The sequence below is a fragment of the Paraburkholderia phytofirmans OLGA172 genome (genome assembly GCF_001634365.1).
In the GTDB taxonomy this organism is placed as follows: Bacteria; Pseudomonadota; Gammaproteobacteria; order Burkholderiales; family Burkholderiaceae; genus Paraburkholderia.
The window spans coordinates 1901024-1921172 of record NZ_CP014578.1 but is presented as its reverse complement, the minus strand read 5'-3'; the positions used below and the strand labels follow the sequence as shown (position 1 = coordinate 1921172).

The 20149-nt window shown below is 64.5% G+C and carries 21 protein-coding genes; 3 read left to right on the top strand and 18 right to left on the bottom strand.

Annotation, left to right across the window (positions count from 1 at the left end):
• The first annotated feature begins 15 nt into the window (after positions 1–15).
• Positions 16–1038, top strand: coding sequence for a DUF1571 domain-containing protein (locus AYM40_RS08240; protein ID WP_082855007.1), 1023 nt, complete (start codon positions 16–18; stop codon positions 1036–1038).
• On the opposite strand, the gene AYM40_RS08235 is transcribed toward AYM40_RS08240, so the two are convergent.
• From AYM40_RS08235 to AYM40_RS41845, 6 genes are all read right to left on the bottom strand, one after another.
• Positions 1035–1442: a hypothetical protein gene (locus AYM40_RS08235; protein ID WP_063495787.1), complete on the bottom strand. Its 408-nt coding sequence runs from the start codon at positions 1440–1442 to the stop codon at positions 1035–1037. The genes AYM40_RS08240 and AYM40_RS08235 overlap by 4 nt on opposite strands.
• Before the next feature lie 112 nt (positions 1443–1554).
• Entirely contained in the window at positions 1555–3132 is a 1578-nt protein-coding gene (locus tag AYM40_RS08230; RefSeq protein WP_063495786.1) for an FAD-binding oxidoreductase, read from the bottom strand.
• 39 nt (positions 3133–3171) lie between these two features.
• Positions 3172–3663: a hypothetical protein gene (locus AYM40_RS08225; protein ID WP_063495785.1), complete on the bottom strand. Its 492-nt coding sequence runs from the start codon at positions 3661–3663 to the stop codon at positions 3172–3174.
• A gap of 270 nt (positions 3664–3933) precedes the next feature.
• Positions 3934–4803 (bottom strand): anti-sigma factor, encoded by an 870-nt coding sequence (locus AYM40_RS08220; RefSeq protein WP_063495784.1) that lies wholly within the window; start codon positions 4801–4803, stop codon positions 3934–3936.
• Positions 4803–5345, bottom strand: coding sequence for an RNA polymerase sigma factor (locus AYM40_RS08215; protein ID WP_063495783.1), 543 nt, complete (start codon positions 5343–5345; stop codon positions 4803–4805). The genes AYM40_RS08220 and AYM40_RS08215 overlap by 1 nt, the downstream gene beginning before the upstream one ends.
• 15 nt (positions 5346–5360) lie before the next feature.
• The gene (locus AYM40_RS41845; protein WP_181448409.1) at positions 5361–5504 is read right to left on the bottom strand and encodes a hypothetical protein; all 144 of its coding nucleotides are present in this window, start codon (positions 5502–5504) and stop codon (positions 5361–5363) included.
• Positions 5505–5856: 352 nt separating this feature from the next.
• On the opposite strand from AYM40_RS41845, the gene hfq reads away from it, so the two are divergent.
• Positions 5857–6360, top strand: coding sequence for an RNA chaperone Hfq (gene hfq / locus AYM40_RS08205; protein ID WP_063495781.1), 504 nt, complete (start codon positions 5857–5859; stop codon positions 6358–6360).
• A 20-nt stretch (positions 6361–6380) separates the two neighbouring features.
• Here the strand turns inward: hfq and AYM40_RS08200 are convergent, their stop codons facing one another.
• Entirely contained in the window at positions 6381–6608 is a 228-nt protein-coding gene (locus AYM40_RS08200) for a hypothetical protein (RefSeq protein WP_063495780.1), read from the bottom strand.
• A 393-nt stretch (positions 6609–7001) separates the two neighbouring features.
• Between AYM40_RS08200 and AYM40_RS08195 the strand changes: the two genes are divergently transcribed.
• The gene (locus AYM40_RS08195) at positions 7002–7226 is read left to right on the top strand and encodes a hypothetical protein (protein ID WP_063495779.1); all 225 of its coding nucleotides are present in this window, start codon (positions 7002–7004) and stop codon (positions 7224–7226) included.
• Between the two features lie 402 nt (positions 7227–7628).
• On the opposite strand, the gene AYM40_RS08190 is transcribed toward AYM40_RS08195, so the two are convergent.
• The 11 genes from AYM40_RS08190 to cpaB all read right to left on the bottom strand — a co-directional run bounded on the left by AYM40_RS08190 (position 7629) and on the right by cpaB (position 20118).
• Positions 7629–8345 (bottom strand): DUF2968 domain-containing protein, encoded by a 717-nt coding sequence (locus AYM40_RS08190; RefSeq protein ID WP_063495778.1) that lies wholly within the window; start codon positions 8343–8345, stop codon positions 7629–7631.
• A gap of 47 nt (positions 8346–8392) precedes the next feature.
• A complete protein-coding gene (locus AYM40_RS08185) occupies positions 8393–9784 on the bottom strand; it encodes a sigma 54-interacting transcriptional regulator (protein ID WP_063495777.1) in 1392 nt (463 codons plus the stop codon).
• A gap of 15 nt (positions 9785–9799) precedes the next feature.
• A complete protein-coding gene (locus tag AYM40_RS08180; protein ID WP_082855006.1) occupies positions 9800–11599 on the bottom strand; it encodes a TadG family pilus assembly protein in 1800 nt (599 codons plus the stop codon).
• A 1-nt stretch (position 11600) separates the two neighbouring features.
• On the bottom strand, positions 11601–11978 hold the full coding sequence (locus AYM40_RS08175; RefSeq protein ID WP_063495776.1) for a DUF3613 domain-containing protein: 378 nt from the start codon (positions 11976–11978) through the stop codon (positions 11601–11603).
• A 37-nt stretch (positions 11979–12015) separates the two neighbouring features.
• Entirely contained in the window at positions 12016–12867 is an 852-nt protein-coding gene (locus AYM40_RS08170; RefSeq protein ID WP_063497911.1) for a hypothetical protein, read from the bottom strand.
• A 43-nt stretch (positions 12868–12910) separates the two neighbouring features.
• The gene (locus tag AYM40_RS08165; protein ID WP_063497910.1) at positions 12911–13927 is read right to left on the bottom strand and encodes a type II secretion system F family protein; all 1017 of its coding nucleotides are present in this window, start codon (positions 13925–13927) and stop codon (positions 12911–12913) included.
• Between the two features lie 2 nt (positions 13928–13929).
• Positions 13930–14964, bottom strand: coding sequence for a type II secretion system F family protein (locus AYM40_RS08160; RefSeq protein ID WP_063495775.1), 1035 nt, complete (start codon positions 14962–14964; stop codon positions 13930–13932).
• On the bottom strand, positions 14957–16357 hold the full coding sequence (locus tag AYM40_RS08155) for a CpaF family protein (protein ID WP_063495774.1): 1401 nt from the start codon (positions 16355–16357) through the stop codon (positions 14957–14959). Before AYM40_RS08155 ends, AYM40_RS08160 begins: the two co-directional genes overlap by 8 nt.
• 3 nt (positions 16358–16360) lie before the next feature.
• Positions 16361–17602 (bottom strand): fimbrial protein, encoded by a 1242-nt coding sequence (locus AYM40_RS08150; RefSeq protein WP_063495773.1) that lies wholly within the window; start codon positions 17600–17602, stop codon positions 16361–16363.
• A 132-nt stretch (positions 17603–17734) separates the two neighbouring features.
• Positions 17735–19132: a type II and III secretion system protein family protein gene (locus AYM40_RS08145; RefSeq protein ID WP_063495772.1), complete on the bottom strand. Its 1398-nt coding sequence runs from the start codon at positions 19130–19132 to the stop codon at positions 17735–17737.
• A gap of 41 nt (positions 19133–19173) precedes the next feature.
• Complete coding sequence (cpaB, locus tag AYM40_RS08140) at positions 19174–20118, bottom strand: Flp pilus assembly protein CpaB (RefSeq protein ID WP_063495771.1); 945 nt, start codon at positions 20116–20118, stop codon at positions 19174–19176.
• Between the last annotated feature and the right edge of the window lie 31 nt (positions 20119–20149).

The following is a 20149-nucleotide window of genomic DNA, read 5'->3' as shown; positions in this document are numbered from 1 at the left end:
ATTTCGGAGAGTTTCATGAAGCACAGCCTGTCCGTACGCTCGCGCCGTTCACCGGCCTTCATGCGCCTCGCCCGTTTTTTGTCGGAAAACGCCACATTGAATGCGTCCCTGACTGCGTCATTACCTGCGGTTTCGTCGCGGGGACTCCTGATCGGCGTGCTGGTAGCCAGCGCCGCTGCGCTCGCGCCACCGGCGTTCGCGCAGAACGACGCCACACCGCCCGCGCTCGATACCGCCAGCGCTGTCAAGGCGCCGACCACGCCGCCCTCGCAGGTCGGCAAGCTCACGCTGGATCAGCAGGTCAAGTGGCTGCGCGCCGCGCAACAAAGCGGCGCAATGGAGAAGCTCGACGACGCGCAACTGGTCGCCCTGTTCCAGTCGCTCGATCCGCTTGCATTGCCGCGTTACATCAAGGAAGGGCCGAACGGTTACCCGTCGTACGAGTTCGTCATGTCGCGCTCGGAACGCATTCACGGCCAGTGGCCCGACAAGCCCGATCACATGCTGGTGCGCATCGCCCACGATCCGCTGCGGATCTACGCAAAGTGGCTGCCCGACGGTGCGCACGCCGGTCAGGAAATCATCTACGACGAATCCAGACGCACCGACGAAATGTATGGCCACCTCGGCGGCATCATGAACGTGATGCCGCTGTGGACCTCGCTGAACGGCGCCCTCGCCCGTGCGCAGTCGAACCACCAGGTGCGCGATCTCGGCACCGAGTACATTGCCGGCCAGTATCTCTCCGAAGGCAAGAAATACATCGAAACCGGCTTGCCGCGCTCGACCCAGGTGGCAGTGACAACGATCGAAGGCGTGCGCGTGGTGGCCTTCACCGTCGAAGCGCCGACCGGCCAGCCGCAGTTCTATGCGAAGAAGGAAACGCTCGGGCTGGATCTGCGGCATCCGTATTTCCGCACGGTCGAGTCATATAACAACGACGGCAAGATCTTCGAGAAGATCGTCTTCGAAAGCATCACGCCGAAAACCTTCGACGACTCGACCTTCGATCCGAAGAACAAGGCCTATAAGTTCTAGCGTAGAAGGCGCGGCGTCAGCGCGAAGGCGACATGCCCGATGGGCCCGGCGCCCTGCTCGACGCTGTGCTCGCCCATGTGGCCTATGCGGGTGGCCAGTTCCCTGAGCACGAAGTAATCGGATGCGCGTATGAGGCCGATCAGCGACGCCGGCGATTGCGCAGGCGTTTGCCTGAGACGCGGCGCAAGTGTGGTGTACCAGAGCACGCCGATGTCGTCGCCAGTTTCGAAGGCAGACAGCTTCATATGGGCGACGTAGTCGGCGAATGCAGGGCCGCCCGCGAGCGTGGAGTCGATCACGGCGAGCGTGTCGCGGCGGGCGGCTGCATGCGCGAGCCACGGCCACGCACCACCTGCCGCGGTCGAAAGCCATGCGCCGGTCATCATGAAAGTGCGTCGGTCCATTGTTTGCTTACGCCATCAACTCGCGAATGTCACCCACGACATTTGCCTCTCGCACACGTCACATCCGTCACCTCCGTCACCTCCGTCACGCACCTCACGCACCTCACGCACCTCACGTATAACCCCGCCGGTCGCGCCACGCCGCCGGCCAGATCCCCTGCTTGCCCGGCGCGAGAATGCCGTTCGGGTCGAGTGCGTCCTTGATCGTTTCCGAGAGCCGCAGCAACGCGCCATCGTTGAAACTGTACTGCGCCGCGGCGAAATCCATATACGCGAGATGCGCGCGATATTCGCCGTAACCCGCCGCGCGTGCGTCGCTCATCAGCGAGCGCAGTAAAGCACCGGCCTGCTCGACCTGGTTCGCGTCGTCGCGGTCGAAGATCGCCGCGAAGATGTGATGCAGATGACGCACACCCGCCGTAAAACCACCGTAGTAATCGAAGCCGTATTCCGCCGCTCGCGTCTTCACCATCGTGTATTGGCGCAGCGCGTCGCGCCCGGTCGCCGGGCACACCGGCGCGAAGTCCACATGGGCACCCGCGCCGCCGCGCCAGTCGAGCATGCGGAACGCGCTCATCGCGGGGATGCCGGCCAGATTGCGATCGCCGCCCGCGGCGGGTTGCGCATCGCCCGCATAGCGAGCTGCCGAAAGTTTCGCCTGCGGCACGCGGGCGAACGCGCGCTGCACGATCGCATAGCGCGCGTCGATCAATTCAGGCGTCCCGTACAGCGCGAAATGCAGATTCCAGCGGCCCACATTCAGCTTGTCGAGCATCGCCGCGACCGCGTTCTCGGGCATCGCACCTTTGCCGTCGTACCACTGCTGACGTGCCGACAGTCCCGCGGCCCGGCGCAAACCGCCTTCGATCACCGCGTTATTGCGGATCGTTTCATCGAGCCGCAACGGCCGCAAGCGTTCGACGATCGTTTCGAGATCCGCTTCGTGCCGAAACTTGATTTCGCCGAGCAGATACGCGGGCGGCGCGGGCATCAGCCAGACACCGAGCTTGGTGACGATGCCATAGTTCGACTGCATGAACATCGCGTCGAAGGAAGGCCCATAACCCGGTTGATACAGTTGCCACGTGGTGCCGATTTCGATTCCGCCCATTCCTGTGCGCAGCACGTCGCCGTTGGCGAGCACCACTTCCATGCCGCACTGCGCCGCCGCGTGATCGCCGTACGCGGTATAGCCGAAGCCCCGCTCGAGCGTATTGCCGATCACGCTGCCCCAGCCCGCCGCGGGCGGATCGACCCAGAGCTTGTAGCCTTTGTCGCGCAGATGCGCGTAGAGATCGAAGTAGCTGACGCCCGGTTCGACCAGCGCGTAGGCGAGTGTTTCGTTCACTTCGATGATGCGGTTCATCCGCTGCAGATCGAGCACCACCGAACCCGCCAGCCGCGGAGCAGCGCCACCGTACGCGAAGTTGCGTCCGGTTGAGACCGTCCACAGCGGAATGCGAAATTGATTGGCAATCCGCAACACTGCGCGGATCTCATCGACGGATGCGGGCAGCAGCGCGGCGGACGCGGAGAACGCTTCTCGCTCGCCGGGCGCGAACGGATCGAGATACGCGGCGAGCCCGGCGGCCGAGGTGACCACCTGCGGCTCACCGACGATCGAGCGCCAAGCGTCGAGCGCGCGATCGAACCCGGCGGCGGAAACTTTCGGCGGCAAACTGCGCGTCAAGGTCTCTCCTTTGCGGCCACCCGTGCGGCTGGCGGCAAGCTAGCGGTGCATCCCACCGCCGCCGCTGCTGCCGTGCGACATGCCGCTCCACATGTGCGTCGACGCGCCGCCATGCCAGTTACCGCGCGCACCCATTCCATTTGGCCCCTGCGCATAACGCACATGATCCATGTGATGAAAATGATGAAAGCGGTCGACGAAAATGACCGACACGCCGCCAGCGAATACCACCGGCGGCCCCCAGTACCATGGATCGTAGTAATACACCGGAGCCGGCGCCAAAGCCAGCGCGGCGGCATCGTCTTCGACTATCTGCCAGCTGCCGTCGGGCTGCAGGCACGCGCGGCCGCTGACCTGTTGCATGACGCCATCGATTTCCGCCTGACCCACGACTAAGCGGCACGTCGAAGTGTCGTTCAACGGCGCATCCACGTCCGATTGCGCCTCGACCGGCGCAACGCTTGCGGCGCACAGGCACAGACACGCTACGCCGGAACACAGCCCCGTGCCGAACTGATGAAAAGTAAGCATGATTTCGCTGCCTCGACGCGCCGGCGTTGCGACTCGCAAAAAGCGTGTCGACACCGTAAAGACCCCGTCGGTTCGCCTCGCACGAGACCGTGCCGTCCCACCGCGCAGGCAAGGCGGGACAGCATGATCCTGCAGCGAGTAAACGAAACGCCGCGCGACGCTATTCCGACAGCGCGCGCGAGTGCCAGGCGGTTCTGTTACAGCGTGTTGCAGCCGGCTGGTGTGGCCTGCGTTTTGCGCGGGTCCCAGGTGCTTGCCCTGCGTTCAGCGCTACTGCCAGGCCTCCGGTTTGCCGCCGAGCGCGCTGCACACCTCGATCGCAATCGAGCGCAGCTTGCCTTCCGCAATCGGCCCGGACAACGCGTAGCCCATGCGGTCGCTGACCCAGTAGAAAGTCCGCCGGTTACCTTCGCGGAACAGGCGAAACGCGGTTTCGTCGCGAGAAATACCCGTGATATACAGCGTAAGCCGCGCGCCGCTGGGGTTCTCGTACATGAACTGCGCGGCCGGCCCCGCTTCGCCGGGCAGCAAACGCCCACCCACCAGCGAATAACCGTACTCCTGCAACGACGGCACCGACAGCGGCCGGTTCAGGCGCTTGGACAACCAGTTGATCAGATGCTCTTCCTCGCTCGCCGCGACTTCGACCGGATGCCGCCGCTCGGGCGTGTACACCGCATAGGCGATGTCGGCGCGCTCGGCAAAGCTCGGCGGCTGGCCGCCCAGTCCGTTCCATGCGCCGCCCGTCAGACGCGGCGCGAGCGGTCCCAAGGCGAGCGCGAGACCCGCGCCTGCCGCGAGCCAGCACGCCGCAAGCCCGACGCGTTGCCACCACGGCGTCGGCCGCCGCACCACGATGAAGGCCGGCTCGTCGGCGTCGCTCTGCCCGACGCCCCCGATGCCCCCGACGCTACCGCTGTGCTCGCTGCGCTCGCCGTTGCGCTGTGACGCACCGCACAGCGCCTGCAGCGCCGCTTTCTGCGCCTGCCACGCAGCCACTCTCGCGGCAGCCTGCGGTTGCTGCGGCAGTTGCGCCTCGATCGCGGCGCGCTCGACAGGCGGCAACTCGCCGTCGACAAACGCCGACAGCGCCCGCAGATCGGGCCCCTCAGGCAAGCTGGAATCGTGGTCGTTATTCATCACGGATTTCTCACTACTTTCAACGGCGGGACTTTACGCGCCAACCCCACAGCGCCCCCTTCGAGCGGCCCCTCCGTCATCAGCACGCGCATGTGTTCCCGCGCACGGGATAGCCGCGACATCACCGTGCCGATCGGCACGCCGAGCGCCTTCGACGCTTCCTGATAAGACAGTTCCTCCACGCATACGAGCAGCAGCACCTCCCGTTGCTCGACCGGCAGGCAATACAGCGCGCGCTGCAGATCGCGCAACACGAGACCGTCGACTTCGCCATGTGGCGCTTCGAGATTGCGCCACGGCGCGCTTTCGTCGTCGACGGCAATCTCGCGGCGGCCGCGCAACTGATCGATGTAGAGATGCCGCAGGATCGTCAGGAGCCACGCTCGCAGGTTGCTGTTCGGGCGGAACGCCGCCCAGCGCGCGAGCGCACGCTCCGCCGTATCCTGCACGAGGTCGTCGGCCCAGGCGCGGTCCCCCGTCAGTGCGCGCGCATAGCGGCGCAGCTGCGGGAGCCACGAAATCACTTCTGCTTCGAAACTCACCCGGCGTGGCAACGCTCAGTAGCCGCCGCCACTGCCGGTGTTGCCGCTGGTGCCCGAGGCGCTGTTGTCAGTCGCGGAGGTGCAGGCGCTCGTTGCGAGCGAACCTAGCGCGAGCGCCAGCAGCACGAATGCGGCGGAAAGAATCCGGGATACTTTCATGGTGAGTCTCCTGATGAGCGCCCAGCCGGTGCCTGCGAGCCGGGAATCCGATCGGCCGCGTGCGAAATGCAGCGCCGCCATGTCTGAATTAACGTGAGCGGGCTGTGATTTATTCCACGCGCGGCAGCGGCAGGCCCCCCGCTTTTTCCGCCATCCCCATCGGGCGCGCTCGAACGTGGCCGAAGAAGGCGCTTTTCGTCCGCAGATTCGTAACTCAACGTTACAGCTAAAAGTTATCAGATGCTTATGTGCGCGCAAGCCGTTATAGTGGACGCAGTCGGCCGCCGACGCGTTCCACCCCCACACAGGGTAGAATCGCGGCGAACAACCGTATTACTAACCTGAATTGTCCATGGCTTCCGCAGAATCGCATCCGCAAAACGATTTCATGAACGCTGCGCGCAAAGAACGAAAGCGCGTCGAGATCTACCTTGTCAACGGCATTCGCCTGACGGGGTGCATCGAGTCGTTCGATCAGTATCTGGTGATGCTGCGCACGCCTGTCGGCCTGCAAGGCATCTACAAGCGCGCGATCTCGACGATCCAGCTCGACACCGGCACGCGTCCGGCGCCGCGAGCCGGACGGCCTTCGCACGGTGAACATACCACGCGTGGCCCGCACGGCTCGCGTGAGCCGCGCGACCATCGCGAGCCGCGCGAACCGCGCGAGTCGTACGGCACGCCGGCCTCGGATCGCCCTGCGTCCGATCGTAGCAGCAGCACGTCCGACGGGCCGGTTGTCGTCACACGCCGCCGGCGTCTGTTCGGCACGGGCGGCGGCGACGGCGGCAATCATGGTGGCAACACCGGCGGCAATGGTGGCAATGGTGGCACCAGCAGCGGCGGCAACGAATAAACCGCCTCCGCCGCGGCCGGCTACTCCGACGAATAGCCGAGCCGCTGCAAAATCTTCTCCAGCCGCATCACCTGCAAGTTCGTCAGTTCGAATCCGCATTTGACCGCCAGCAAGCGGCGCCGCCAGTACACGGCGTCCAGCATGCGCAGCGCCGGTTGCCGCGTCGCCCAATCCAGATGTTCCAGTTCGGCTTCCACCACATGTGATGCGTTGAAGCGCTGCACGCGTGCAGGGTTTGTTCGGTCCATGTCGTTCGCTGCCTTGTTGTTCGCTGCCGTGTTGTTCGCTGCTTTGGTTGTGCTCCCCTTCCGAGCTGGGTGTTGCCCGTTCACGGTATGACGTGCGGTCTGCCGTGTGGTCTGCCTTGCGGTCTGCCATGCGGTCTGCCGTGTGGTCTGCCGTGTGGTCTGCCGGTCGATGTGGCCGGCGGATGCTTTTGTTGTCAGGCGACACTCGGAAAACGACTTGATGCGGGATGGTTTTAAGTTTTGCTTTTTCCCGTTGTTTCCCGATCTGATTTTTGGGGTTTCGGACCTGAAAGAAACGCTTACGGCGCGAGTGCCCATATCGTTCGGTCGATGCTCGCGCAAGCCCGCTTTGCGCTATGCTGAATTGTCGGCTTTCTTCTAACGGAGCACGTCATGACCAAGCAGAAGCATCAGGCACCTCACCCCAAGGAAGCAGCCCAGCCCGTCAAGTCCGCCGAGTCCGCCGAGTCCGCCAAGTCCGCCAAGTCCGCCGAGAGCCGGCTCGATGAGGCACTCGATGAGAGTTTTCCCGCCAGTGATCCGATCGCCGTCGATGTGGCTGAGCCGCATCACGCGCCAGCGGATGAGGCGCCTTCGGCGGGGAAGAAGCGGCATTAGAGGTGTGGTTTTTTTGCGTTGCGCGGCGCTTGTTCGTCTGCGTGCCTGCGGCGCTGGCGTTTTCTTGACCTGGTTGGCTGCTCGGCGCTTGTTCGTGCGGATGCCTGCGGCGCTGGCCTTTTCTTGACCTTAGTGGCGCATCTGGAATCCGTGTCCTCGCATCTGCTGCGTCAGTGACAAAGGAGTCGTCAGCTCCCACTGCGCACTGCGTGCGTCGCGGATGGGTTTGCGAAGGAAACCAACGGGGCGCCGAGGGGTGCCGCTCGGCGGCAAACAGGCTTCGGCAACGGGCTTCGTGCCGCGGGGATAGGTGACTTGCGCTACTAAACGGCTTGTATGTCCGATGGGAGGGCGGCGCGTTCGCGCCGCCCTCCCCGGTTTTCGGGTCTTCGGGTCTTCGGGTCAGTGCGACGGCAGGCCGGTTTCCAGTTGACGCTGCAGTTCGCGAACCTGGCGTTGCGCAGCGCGCAGTTGGTCTTGTGCGGCAGCCTTCTGCTGCGCAAGCGCCATTGCTTCGGCACGGGTCTGCTGCTGCTGATTCGCGACAATCGTCTGCTGCTGATGTGCGACGTCGAGGTCAGCCTGCAAGCGGTTTGCACGATCCTGCGACAACGCGATCATCCGTTCCGTGAACGCCTTCTGCGCTTCCAGTTGCGTGCGGCTAATCTCGACGTCCGACAGTTGTAGCGTCTGGCGCACAAAATCCTTGTAGATCATGTCCGCACGCGTGGCGTCCTGCGTCTTGATGACGCGCCAGAAGTTCTTCTGCTGGAACAACGCCACGTAGTACGTCATCTCCTTGCCGTAAAACAGCAAGCTCGCGCCGTAGCTGCCGTTGTACGTCGTGCGCAATTCGCTCAGATCCGAGCCGCGGATCATCTGCTGCAATTCCGCCACATTGCCCGCAGCGGACTGCTTTGCTTCGTCCGGCGTCAATGCGCTCGTCTGCGCCTGTCCAGCCACTGAATTGGCCGGCAGCGCCGCCGTCGTGCCCGGCTGGGAAACGACGCCAGCGCTCGATCCGCTATCCGGCAGAGCCTGCGCATTCACGCCCTGCACGACCCCCATCGCGATGATTGCGGCCAAGGCAATCTGCCGTAGTTTCGACTTTCGGTCCATGTAAATCCTGCTCGAACAGTTTTTGTTTTAGTACAACCGTCTCATTATTACTCACTTTCGCGTGTTTCGGGCTCTTCATCAAAAATTTGGTACTTGCGCATCTTCTCCCACAAAACCTTGCGGCTGATGCCCAGATAAAGGGCCGTGTCCTGACGACGCCAACTGTTTGCGTCGAGCGCGGCCAGCACGCGGCTGCGCTCGGCCATGTCCCATTTGCTGCGATCCACCAGCACCTCGGCGGCGCTCTCGGCCGGCACCGGCTGGCTGGTCCGCGCAAGCGCGAGCAACCGCTGCAGGCGCGCCGCGTCCCATGCGCCGATCTGACGGACCGTCACGCCGATCCGCTCGGCCAGGTTGCGCAGTTCGCGCACATTGCCCGGGAAGTAGGTGTCGGCCACCGCGTCGGCGAGCCAGTATGGCAGGTCCGGTAAGCCGGCGAGACGATCGCTGCCGACGATCTGCGCGATAAACGCCTTGAAGATCGCAATCTTGTCGACCGCACCCCGCTCTTCGAGGGACGGAATCTTCAATTCGATCACCGCAAGCCGATAGTAAAGATCGGCGCGGAAGGTGCCGTCCTTGACCAGTTGCGGCAGATGTTTGTTGGTCGCCGCCACCAGCCGGAAATCGAGCTTCACCGGCGTGGCCGAACCGATTCGCGTAACCGCGCTGTCCTCGAGCACGCGCAGCAGCTTGACCTGCTGGTAGAGCGGCAAGTCGCCGATTTCGTCGAGAAACAGCGTGCCGCCGTCGGCCTGTTCGAAGTAGCCCTTGTGCGCGACCACCGCGCCGGTAAACGAGCCTTTCGAGTGGCCGAAGAACAGCGACTCGAACAGGCCGTCCGGAATCGCGCCGCAGTTCACCGCGACGAACGGCCCCTTGCCGTAGCGGGTATGTTTTTCGTGCAGCAGTTGCGCGATGCGCTCCTTGCCGACGCCGGTTTCGCCGTGCACCAGCACGCTCGTGTCGCAGTCGGCAAACGTGTCGACTTCGTGGAGCAGCGCCTGCATGCACTCCGAGTTGGCGATCATCGCATCCGACGCGTGCGTCTTGGCGCTGTGCGCGCGCAGTTGCAGCACCAGCTTCATGACCATGCCGCGCAATTCGGCGCAGGTGAAGTCGAGCGGCAGAATGTGCGAATAGTCGGCCGGGTAAGTCGCCGGGTCGTGATCGCGCGGCGCGGCGCCGACCCACACGACGGGAATGCCGTGCGCGGCCTGCCAGTCGCGCATGAGCAGCGCGCCGCTGTCGATCACCGAGACGCTGATGATCGCGAGCGACGGCCGCAGCGCCGTCCGTTCAGGCGAGATCGCGATATCGTCCGCGCGGATCACTTCGACGTCGAAGCTCGCCATGCAGCGCGCGACCCGGTCGACGATGTCGGCCTTGCCTTCCCAGACGTAGATATCGAGTTCCTCGATTTTGGGGTTGGTTCTCATCTTGTCGTGGTTACGCTAGTTGACCAGTTGCGAGACGCCGCATGTCAGCGACAGGTCGTGAATTGTGCTGACGCCAATCTGCGCGCCGAGAAGTTGCAGCACAGGAACGAGGAGCGTGTCGAGACCGGCGAGCGCGGGCGCTAACACGTTACCGAGAAGTGTAACGATAGGCGACGCGATCGAGCCTGGCGGCAGGCTCAAGCCGCTGAGCTGAACGGTCAATGCGTTCGGCTTTGCCAGTTGAGCGCCGAGGCCCGATAGCGCATTGGAAATCACACCGCCTACATTGTTCGAATTGGTCGACTGATATTCGTTGTCGACGACACCGTCGAAAGTAAGCGAGCCGGTCTGCGGATTCACTGCGGAAACTGACGCCACGCCCGTAACGGTCACCTGCGAAACGTTCACAAGTGTGGCGGGATTTGTACAGCTAAATGCCTGCGTGGCGGACAAATCGTTCGGCCAGTCGCCGACACAGAGATTCGCGAGCCCCGTCTGTACGCCAACCACCGATTGACTCGCCTGAGATGTCGAAGCGCACTGTGTCGAGCTTAGTCCGGCTTGCCCCGGCGCCACCTCGAGATAAATCGGCAGAGAGACATTGATCGGAAGCAGCGCCCCGAGGAAGCCGATCGGCAACGAAGCCGTGCCCAGATTCAGTTTCAGGTAAGCCCGCACCTGCGCGGAGCGTGCTGTGGTGACCCATGCCGTCGAGTCGCCGGCTGGCGTGCCTGCTTCACCGATCGCCAGCACCGGCGGCTGGATGATCTGCAAATTCAAGGTGGTGCTGAGTCCAGGCAGATTCAGGCCGGCCGCAATGTTGATAGGCGGCTGTCCTTTCCTGGCGATTTCGGCAGACACAATCAACGCATCCAGTGGACTGATCGTTGCATCGAGCGCAGCCTGCGTATTGGCCAGACCGAGCGATAACAGGCCTGATGCCGAAGAACTGTCACCGATGTTGAACCCGCCTGGCACGTTGGCGCTCCCCACTGTCTGCAGCGCGCCGATGGTGGAGCTCAGATTGGCATTGACAACCGACGTCTGCTGCAGCGCCGACACCATCAGATTGGCAAGGCTGCTCACCGTGACCGGAAGGGCGAGTAGTCCGTCGACCGTGCCCGCATTCGCCGCTACCACGAGATCACGCATCTTGATCCGCGCGGTCGCCAAGCCGCAGTACGACACCGCGTCCAGTTGCAGGTTCATGCCTAGCAAACCGCCGAGCACGTTGTTCAGGGTACTGCTGGAGGCCGTGCAACCGTTACTACCCACCGAAATCAGCGAAGTGCCGATCGTGAATGCGCCGATATTCGTCGCTTTCGCCGTCGCCGATGCCTGTACGTTACGCGCCGGCCCAAGAAAAAAGTACGGGACCGATTGGCCGACGGTTACCTTCACCGCGTTGATCGGTGAGCCCGTTCCATCGGCCGGGGGAGTCGTCAGCGTCGTGCTGGTCGCCGTGTCCCATCTGCCACACGACACCGTCACGGTGCCGCTGGCCGGTAGACCATTGGTCGCCGCGCTTTGCGTTGCCGCCGCGGTCGCCGCGGAGCAACCACCCGCGCTGCTGACCAGTTGCACGCCGGCCACAGCAGCCAGATCCGCCGCACGCTGTAACTGCCGGCGCACGAAAAACACATTGCCGATATCGATCGCGCCGAGCGCCGCGATCGCGATGCTCAGCCAGATCACCGCCAGAACCGCGACCACGCCATGCTGGCGGCGCGCGCCATGCATCGACGCGCCGCCGCGCCGCGCGCATAGCGAGCACGGACAGCGAGCGGCCACGGTAAAGGTCGAGGGTTTGCGCATGTCAGTTCGAACCGCCGCCTGGGCCAGTGCCGCCGGTTGCGCCCATCGCGCCACCGCCACCGCCGCTACCGGTATTCAGCGCGGAACCGTACAGATCGGGAATCTTGCTCTTGAACGATTCCATGTAGCGACGGTAGGCAAGCCCGGCTTCGGCGCCCAGCGTCGGCAAAGCGGGTGCGGCTTCTGTGTTGCTGCTTTGCAGGTCGAGCCACGCGCGGGTCGAGTGCCCCACTTCACTTGTCCGGACCAGTGGCGGCGTGGCATCCGCCGGCGGGGCGGTTGCGCTCGATTGCGCAAGCGCTGACTCGGCCACCCCCATGGCCACACCGAAGCACAGCACCGATGCCGCCCAGCTCCGCTTCGTTGTTCTGCTATTCATCTCGATTCCCCTGATTGCCTGATCGGTCTTTGCGCGCTTACTGCGCGAAACGCTGCAACACGCGCGGCGCCGGCTCGATACCTTGCGCGCTCGCGACCATGCCGGCGCCTGCGCCCGCCTGCCCGAACGATGGTTGCGGTTGCGCCTGCGACCCGCTGGCCTGCGAGCGTCCCGCCGCGGCTACCCGCGCCGCGTCGTTGCGAATCGCCGCACGCACGTCCGGCGTGAACTTCTGCTGATTCATCACTGCCAGCGCCTGCGCCTGGTCGCCATGGGCGAGCAGATAAAGCGTCATGTTGCTGACGATCTTCGGATTGTTCTGATCGAGTTCGGCCGCCTTCATGAGCGGCACGCGTGCACCATTCACGTCGCCATCGCGCAGTCGCGCGTAGCCGAGATCCGACAGGGTCACCGCATCGGTCGGCGCGAGTTGTGCGGCCCGCTGCAGTTCCTGCGCGGCACGCGCAAAGTCGCCGGCCGCGCCCGCGATCAGACCGAGCCCGCGATATCCGCGCGCGGCGAGCGGCGTCTTCAGCAGTTGTCCGTAAGCGGTCGCGGCGGCGTCAGGCTGATCGGTCATACGCAACGCGTCGGCACGCAGCAAAATCGTGTCAGGACTCGCACCGTACTGCTTTTCGTAGGCGTCGATATGCGCAAGCGAGGCAAAATAAAGCCCCTGCGATTGCATCTGGTCGATCAGTCCAAGGTACATGCCGGGGGTGTCCGGCGCGGGATCCCGATTGGCCTGCTGGGTCAGCGCCGCACGCTCCGCCTGGGCACCGACGCCATAACCCACGATGTCTTTGGACGCGCACGCGCCGAGCAGGGAGAAGGCGACCAGCGCCACGGAGCAGCACGCGGCGCGGCGGCCGGTTCGAGCGGCACGCATCGGAAATTCGAACGATGGTAGACAGTGAGCCATTGCAAAATCCTTACCGGCGGTGCATCGAGAGCAACGAATGCTGGACAGCGAGCACGCCCGGGCCGGCTGTCACGATCATCAGCGCGGGCAGCAACGTGACAATCATCACGCCAGTCATTTTCACGGCGAGACGGCCAATGCGTTCGCGCAACATCGCCCGGCGCGATTCGCGCAGGCGGTCACCGAACTGCTTGAGTGGTTCCTGAACTGCACCGCCATGGCGGTCGACCTGCACCAGCATGCGCACGACCGCGCGCAAATCTTCGTTGTCGTAACTCGCAGCCAACCGGTTCAGCGACTGCTCGCGGGTGCGGCCCGCCGCAAACTGGCGCTGCGCGATTTCCAGCTCGCTCGAGAGCACGGGCAGCATCGTCCGGAAATCGTTGACCATCACTTGCAAGCTTTGATCGAGTGACAAGCCCACGCCTTGCAGCAAGCGCAGCAGATCGACCAGCAGCGGCAATTCGTCGACCACCCCCGTGCGGCGCTTGCCGGCACGCCGCATCAGAACGATCTTCGGCAGCAGGAAGCCCGCCACCATCGAGATCGCCACCAGCACGATGTAGCGCGTACCGCCCAGATAGCCGCGCGCCAAGGTGCCTGCCAGCACCGGCAGCAGCAGCGCGCCTGCAAGCCGCGCTACCAAAAACAGGCCGCGCGTGCGCGTATCGACGAAGCCACACTGTTCAAGCAAGCGGCGGTCTTCCTCGGCCACGACCTGGCGGCCAAATGGCGTGTCGAGCCACCGAATCCCGGTATGCGCGAAGCGCTCGAGCAGGCCCTTGAACCCTTTTGGCTGCACGTTTCGCAAGACCGCTTTCGAACCGCCCTGAGCACCGTCCGCGCCACGTGCGGCCGCCGCGGCCGCGAGCGCCGCGGTCTGCATCGCGCGTCCGTCGAGCGCTTGTCTTAGCGTGCGTTCGCTGCGCCGCACGGCGGCGACGCGCGCCAATACCAGGCCGCCAAGCAGCAACAGCGCGAGCGCGGCCAGAGCGAGCGCGAGAGCCACGAGTTGATGAACTCGCATCGTCATGTCCTCAGATTTGCGAGGCGATACAGCAGATAGGCGCCGATCACCTGTAAGCCGAACGCCAGATAGACCAGCTGCCGCCCAGTCGGATCAAACCACATCGAAGCGAAATAATTAGGATTCGAGAGGATCAGAAAACCGCCAATGCCAATTGGCAGCATCGCCAGCACCCACGACGACAGCCGCGTTTCCGCCGACATTGCCACAAGTTCGCGCTCGGCCTGTTCGAGATCGCGCATGAACGAGGCCATGCGGTCGAGCATCACGTCGGCACGGCCGCCGTACTTGACCGACAGACGCAGCACGGCGCCGACCAGTTCGAGCTCGCGCACCCCATAGATCACCGCGACCTGCGAAAGCGCCCGATCGATTTCGACGCCGGTGCGCAACATCCGCGACACATAGTCCAGACATTCGCGCAGCGGCGCTTCGGTGCTTTGCAACGCAGACTGAAACGCGGCAGGAACGCTGTTGCCAAGCGTAATCAGACGCACGATGCCGTCGAGGAACAGCGGCAGTTGCCGCACGATCAGTTGACGGCGCTTGTTCGTGCGCACCGCCAGCAGAAAATAGATGAACATCGCGCACGCAATCAGCGTCGCACCGGCGGCGAGCACGCCGCCTATCAGCGCGGCCCAGGCGCACAGCAGCAGCACGATTGAGCCGGCGACCGCGGTAGGAGCCTTTGCATTGGCAATCCCCGCGCGCGCCATCGCGTGTTGCAGCATGAAGCGCAAACGCGCTTGCAGGTAGCGCCATTGCGCAAGCCAGCCCGCATCGGCCGGCGGAGCTTGCGGCGCGAACACGGCCGGCGCAGCAGCCGCGCGCGCGGGCGCGACGCGCGGACCGCCCCCCGCACCGCCGGCCGACCCGCCCGCACCCGCGCCGGCCGGCATGGCCACCGCCATCCGGCTATCGATATAGCGTTCAGCGCTCGCCTGGTCTTTGCGTTGCGCGCCGCGCTGCCATAACAGCAACGCGAACGCCGCGCACAGCAGCGCGAGCGCCGCGAAGACCAGTACCGCGCTAGACATTGAAGCCTCCGCCGAAGCCGCCACTGCCGCCTCCGAAGCCGCCGCCACCGAAGCCGCCACCGCCGCCGAAACCCGCGTTGCCGAATCCGTTCTGCACCTCGCCCCCGCCCAACGCCTGGCGGAAACGCGCCAGTTTCGGCGAGTGCGGGTGGATGCCTAGCGAGACCCAGTTATCGAGTTCGTCGCCTTCCGCGGTCGCGACCGGCTCGTAGCGATAGAGCTCCTGGGTTGCGATGATGTTGTCCGACAGCCCCGTGACTTCGGTAATCGACAGAATCCGCCTGCGCCCGTTCGAAAGCCGGCCGATCTGCACGATGAAGTCGATCGCATTGGCGATCTGCCGGCGCAAGCTCGACTCGGTCCCCTGGAAGCCCGCGAAGCCCGCCAGCATTTCGAGGCGGTACAGACATTCGCGCGGCGAACTGGCGTGCACGGTGCCCATCGAGCCGTCGTGGCCGGTGTTCATCGCCTGCAGCATTTCGAGCACCTCGCCGCCGCGCACTTCGCCGACGATGATGCGGTCCGGCCGCATCCGCAAGGTATTGCGCAACAGGTCCCGAATAGTCACGACGCCCGCGCCGTCGAAGCCGCCTGGCCGACTCTCGAGCCGCACCACGTGCGGGTGGTTCAGCGACAGTTCGGCCGTGTCCTCGATTGTCACGACCCGCTCCGGCTCGGGGATGTGAAACGCCAGCGCGTTAAGCAGCGAGGTCTTGCCCGAGCTCGTGCCGCCCGACACCAGCACGTTGCAGCGCGCGGCGACCGCCGCTTCGAGCAGCGCGCCGATTTCCGGGTTGTAAGTGCCGTTGGCGAGCAGATCCTCAGGACGCATCGGATCTTTGCGGAATTTACGGATCGAGACGATCGGCCCGTCGATCGACAGCGGTTCGATCACCACATTCACACGCCCGCCGTTCGGCAAGCGTGCATCGACCATTGGATTCGACTCGTCCAGACGCCGCCCGATCGGCGCGAGAATGCGCCGCACGATCCGCAGCAGGTGCGCATTGTCGGCAAAGCGCACCTGAATCCTGGTCAGGATGCCGTGACGCGACACGTACACGTCGTTGTAGCCGTTGATCAGAATATCTTCGACGGCCGGATCGGCGAGCAGATCCTCGATCGGCCCGAAGCCCGCCAGCTCCTTGGTCAGCGCCTCGGCGATCAACCTTACTTCACTCTCGTTGATCGGTATCCGGCGCAGCCGCACAAAGCTGTCCATCTCCAGATCGACGAACTGGTTGATCGCATTACGCGACCAGCGGCCGAACTCGGAGCCGAGTTCCTCGATACGCGTGAGCAGATGTTCGTGGGCGGCGTTCTTAATGTCCTGGAACTGCTGGCTATGCGCGAACGAAGGTGCGTCGTCGGCAAATTCGATTTCTTTTGCCATCGTCTATGACCGCTTGTAAGTGGTTGGAATGAAGCGCTTGAGCGCGCCGAACGCGGATTTGCTGCGTACTTGCGCGACCGCGCGCGTGGCGCCGCCGAGCCGTTCGATCAAGGGTTCGAGTGCGCGCACGTAGGGGTCACGCGCCGCGATTTCGGCCAGCAGATGCCCCTGGTTGACCGCCTGACCGAGCGTGACGCGCCGCTCCGGCAAGGTGCCCAGCAGCGGAACGTCCAAACGCTGCGCGATCTGCGCGGCGGCAAGGCCGAGGTCGGCGTCGAACTTGTTGACGATCAACCGCACGTTCGCCGTGTCCACGCCCTCCTCGCGCAACGCGTCAAGCACGCCGACTGCCGACACGATCGAGGCCACGCCCTGATCGCACAACAACCAGGTTTCGTCGGCAGCTTGCACAACGTGGGCGATGAACTCGCTATTGGTGAAGCCGCCGAGATCGACGATCTGCTGGTCGAAGAACGCGCGCAGCCGGTTCAGCAAGCCGATCGACGACGAGTACGACACCTCGCGCATGTCGGCAAGATTGGGCGGCAGCGTGGTGAGCGCGAGACCGCTCGAATGATGCGACAAGGCGGTGTGCACGAAGGTCTGATCGAAGCGGCGCAGGTTGCGCACGGCTTCGACGAAATTGAATTCGCTGCGCGTGTTCAGGAGCAGCGAGCCGTCACCGGCCGGCAAGCCGAGATCGAGCAAAGCGGCTTGCCGTCCTTGCGCGACGTCGCGCCGCTGCAACATCACCGCGAGGTTCGCGGCGAGCGTGCTCACGCCCATGCCGATGCGCGCGCCCAGCAGCGCGGTGACATGGCCATGGCGGCTGACCGGTTCGACGAGGTTGTCCAGAACCTGGCGCGTAATACGCAACGCGTCTTCGGCGGGCGCGGACACATCGATGAAATCGCGCACGCCGGCACGCAGCGCGGCCAATGCGCTTTCGGGCTCGGCGAGCGCTCCGAGCGCGACGATCTGCATGCCCGGATAGGCTGTGCGCACCGCGCTCGCCGCAGCGCTCGCGGCAGCAGCGCGGCCGCCGGAAAAGTCGACGAACACCAGCGACGGATTCAGCACTGCAATACGCTGCATCAGCATCGAGGGATCGAGTGTGGCTGCTTCGACCACGCCGGCATCCACCAGCGTATCGGCGAGCCAATGCACGTGTTCGTCGTCCAGCGACGCGAACACGAAATAATCGGTAACCGCCCGTTCAGTCAATGAATGCGTTCTCGCGTTCATGTTGGACATCCTTATGCGGCATCGGCTGCGAAGCCCCCGCGTCGTCCTGCTTGCCAGCGGGGCCGCGCGGTTCGCGTACACACTGGCTCACTGCTCCACCGATCCGGCGCGCCCCCTGGCCGCCCGCCGGCTTCACTTCGAAAATCCCGGCGCTGCATCGCCTGCCGTCACGCCGCCGATCAGCGACCGCCACACCGGTCCATTGCGCTGCTCGGATTGCTCGCCCGGCGTCGTCGGCAAGGTCGCGCCCTTCGCAAGCGGCGACACCAGATGCGGCGTCACGATGATCACCAGCTCCTTCTCGTTCTGCTGGTAATTCAGTTGTTTGAAGAAGGTGCCGATCACCGGCAGATCGCCGAGCAAGGGCACTTTCGCAACATTCGATGCGGTCTCGCGATCAATCAGGCCGCCGATCACGAAGCTCTCGCCGTCGCCGAGCTCGACCGTGGTGTCGGCACGGCGCGTGGTGAACGCGGGCACCGACACGCCGCTGATCGTCACGGCGTTGGCAAAATCCAGCTGGCTTGCCTCCGGCGCCACCTTCAACGCAATGCGTTGCGGGCTCAATACAGTCGGCGTCAGCGTGAGTCCAACGCCGTACGGCTTGAACTCAATGCCTGTGGAACCGAGCCCCTGTGGCACTGGAATCGGTACCTCGCCGCCGGCGAGGAAACTGGCGCTCTGCCCGGATAAGGCCACGAGTGTCGGTTCGGCCAGCACGCGCGCGAGGTTGTTGCTCTCCAGCAGGCTCAGGTTCGCGAACAGGCCATGCGTGGCGGAGTTGAAAATCAGGTTGAACGCCGACGAAATCGGCATCGTGGCCGTCGTTTGCGGCTGCTGCCCCGCGGTCGCGGAAACCGAGGTCAGCGCCGATGGCGCAAACGAGCCAAACGAAAATCCGTTGTTCTGCTTGAAGAAGTTGAAGCCGACTTCCTTGAGCACCGAGCGGCTGAACTCGACTACCCGCACATCGACCTGCACCACCGCGCGACTCGCCACAGTCGACGTGTCGAACACGGCGCCATCCTTGCCCAGCGAGCCTTCCGCCGCGACCACGGCGCGCTGGTGCGCCTCCATGGTCGCCGACGAGCCGGAGACCACCGCCGTGCTGCCGAGCACCTTGACGGCCGGCGTATCGGGCCCGAGCAGCGAAGCCGCGGCCGGCGTGGTTACGTTGACCGTATAGGTCAGCGGCGTCTCGCGATCGCGCGCCCAGAGCATCAGGTTGGTCGTGCCCGCCGCCTTGCCGACCAACAGCACGCCGCCGCGCTTGTCGCCCTTGATGATCAGCACATCGGCCACTGCCGGGTCACCGATCGCGACACGCTGCAGCGTATGGCCGGTCACGAGCGGTTGCTGCGCACCGACCGTCAGGTCGATGGTCTGCGAGGACGCAGCCTGAGCTGTCTGGGATGCCTGTGCGGAGTACGTCCGCTGCACCGGACCGGCCGCGTCAGTCGCAGCCGATGCGGCGAGCAAAGCCAACCCAAGCCACGCCGCCTTCCCGAATACAAAAATCCGTTGTGTCATGTAGTTGTGGACGCGCGTGGCCGCCCGCTCCCTGAAACTGCTTACCAGGCGACCGACTCGGCGCGCCCACCCCGTATCACTTCGATACCGCTCTTTGTACTATTTGTGTTACCCGCGACGCGCGTCGGCGGCGGCGGCATATGTGGCAGCGGCGGCCGTGCACCGGCGCCTGCCGAACTGGTGCTTCCCGACAACGCGTCGAGCGACACGCCGGCCGCGGCACGGGTCGAATCCTGCAGCGGCTCAGCCGCGCCGGTGTGGGCCACCGTTTTCAATACGCCCGGATAGGACGGCAGCGCGTCTTGATCGACTACTTCGGCATCCTTTGGATTACGCAGCGCGAAGATCAGACGGCCAGCGCTTTCGGCGAGCGTCAGACGGTCCACATCTGCGACCGGCACCGCCAGCACCGCGGTGCGCACCATGCCGTTCGGGTCGCCGGCACTGTCGCCGTTGGTGGTTGCGTTGCCGAACGCGAGCACGCGCACTTTCGACATCAGGAGACGCGCTTGAGTACGATCGATTTCGCTGCCGTTGCCCACGACGCCGTCGCGCTTGAGCGTGAAAAACACGTCGACGAAATTACCTGGCCGCAACCGGTTTCCGACCGCATTGCCCTCGTCGACCCGCACGGCGAGAGCGCGTTCGCCCGGCTCGATACGCTCGGCAAGTCCTGATGACAACTGAGCCTCGAGCACCGGCGAGTCCGCGCCGATCTCGGCGTTCGGCACGCGGCCGGCCAGTTGCGCCGGATCGGTGAAGGCGCCGTTCGGATTGATCGGCAGCGTCTGCACGCGCAGTTCGTCGACGGTGATCGGCTTGCCTGCCGGCAACATGCGGGTGGCGACCACCACCGGGAAGCTTGCGTGCGTCGCGGCGGTCACAGCCACCGGTGCCGGACGGCGCGACAGCGTCCACGCGAACAGACCGAGGAGCAACGCGACAGCGATCAGCACGCCGGCAAGAATTTTGGTCAGAGTCGGCATGACGACTCACTGCTTCGGTTGAACGATGCCG

Bases quoted from the DNA above. Each gene is read 5' to 3' on its own strand.
- AYM40_RS08155 (WP_063495774.1), bottom strand. From the start codon at position 16,357: ATGGCAAAAGAAATCGAATTTGCCGACGACGCACCTTCGTTCGCGCAT.
- AYM40_RS08160 (WP_063495775.1), bottom strand. From the start codon at position 14,964: ATGTCTAGCGCGGTACTGGTCTTCGCGGCGCTCGCGCTGCTGTGCGCG.
- cpaB (WP_063495771.1), bottom strand. From the start codon at position 20,118: ATGCCGACTCTGACCAAAATTCTTGCCGGCGTGCTGATCGCTGTCGCG.
- AYM40_RS41845 (WP_181448409.1), bottom strand. From the start codon at position 5,504: ATGAAAGTATCCCGGATTCTTTCCGCCGCATTCGTGCTGCTGGCGCTC.
- AYM40_RS08220 (WP_063495784.1), bottom strand. From the start codon at position 4,803: ATGAATAACGACCACGATTCCAGCTTGCCTGAGGGGCCCGATCTGCGG.
- AYM40_RS08170 (WP_063497911.1), bottom strand. From the start codon at position 12,867: ATGCGTGCCGCTCGAACCGGCCGCCGCGCCGCGTGCTGCTCCGTGGCG.
- AYM40_RS08175 (WP_063495776.1), bottom strand. From the start codon at position 11,978: ATGAATAGCAGAACAACGAAGCGGAGCTGGGCGGCATCGGTGCTGTGC.
- AYM40_RS08165 (WP_063497910.1), bottom strand. From the start codon at position 13,927: ATGCGAGTTCATCAACTCGTGGCTCTCGCGCTCGCTCTGGCCGCGCTC.
- AYM40_RS08195 (WP_063495779.1), top strand. From the start codon at position 7,002: ATGACCAAGCAGAAGCATCAGGCACCTCACCCCAAGGAAGCAGCCCAG.
- AYM40_RS08150 (WP_063495773.1), bottom strand. From the start codon at position 17,602: ATGAACGCGAGAACGCATTCATTGACTGAACGGGCGGTTACCGATTAT.
- AYM40_RS08235 (WP_063495787.1), bottom strand. From the start codon at position 1,442: ATGGACCGACGCACTTTCATGATGACCGGCGCATGGCTTTCGACCGCG.
- AYM40_RS08145 (WP_063495772.1), bottom strand. From the start codon at position 19,132: ATGACACAACGGATTTTTGTATTCGGGAAGGCGGCGTGGCTTGGGTTG.
- AYM40_RS08190 (WP_063495778.1), bottom strand. From the start codon at position 8,345: ATGGACCGAAAGTCGAAACTACGGCAGATTGCCTTGGCCGCAATCATC.
- AYM40_RS08185 (WP_063495777.1), bottom strand. From the start codon at position 9,784: ATGAGAACCAACCCCAAAATCGAGGAACTCGATATCTACGTCTGGGAA.
- hfq (WP_063495781.1), top strand. From the start codon at position 5,857: ATGGCTTCCGCAGAATCGCATCCGCAAAACGATTTCATGAACGCTGCG.
- AYM40_RS08200 (WP_063495780.1), bottom strand. From the start codon at position 6,608: ATGGACCGAACAAACCCTGCACGCGTGCAGCGCTTCAACGCATCACAT.
- AYM40_RS08180 (WP_082855006.1), bottom strand. From the start codon at position 11,599: ATGCGCAAACCCTCGACCTTTACCGTGGCCGCTCGCTGTCCGTGCTCG.
- AYM40_RS08240 (WP_082855007.1), top strand. From the start codon at position 16: ATGAAGCACAGCCTGTCCGTACGCTCGCGCCGTTCACCGGCCTTCATG.
- AYM40_RS08225 (WP_063495785.1), bottom strand. From the start codon at position 3,663: ATGCTTACTTTTCATCAGTTCGGCACGGGGCTGTGTTCCGGCGTAGCG.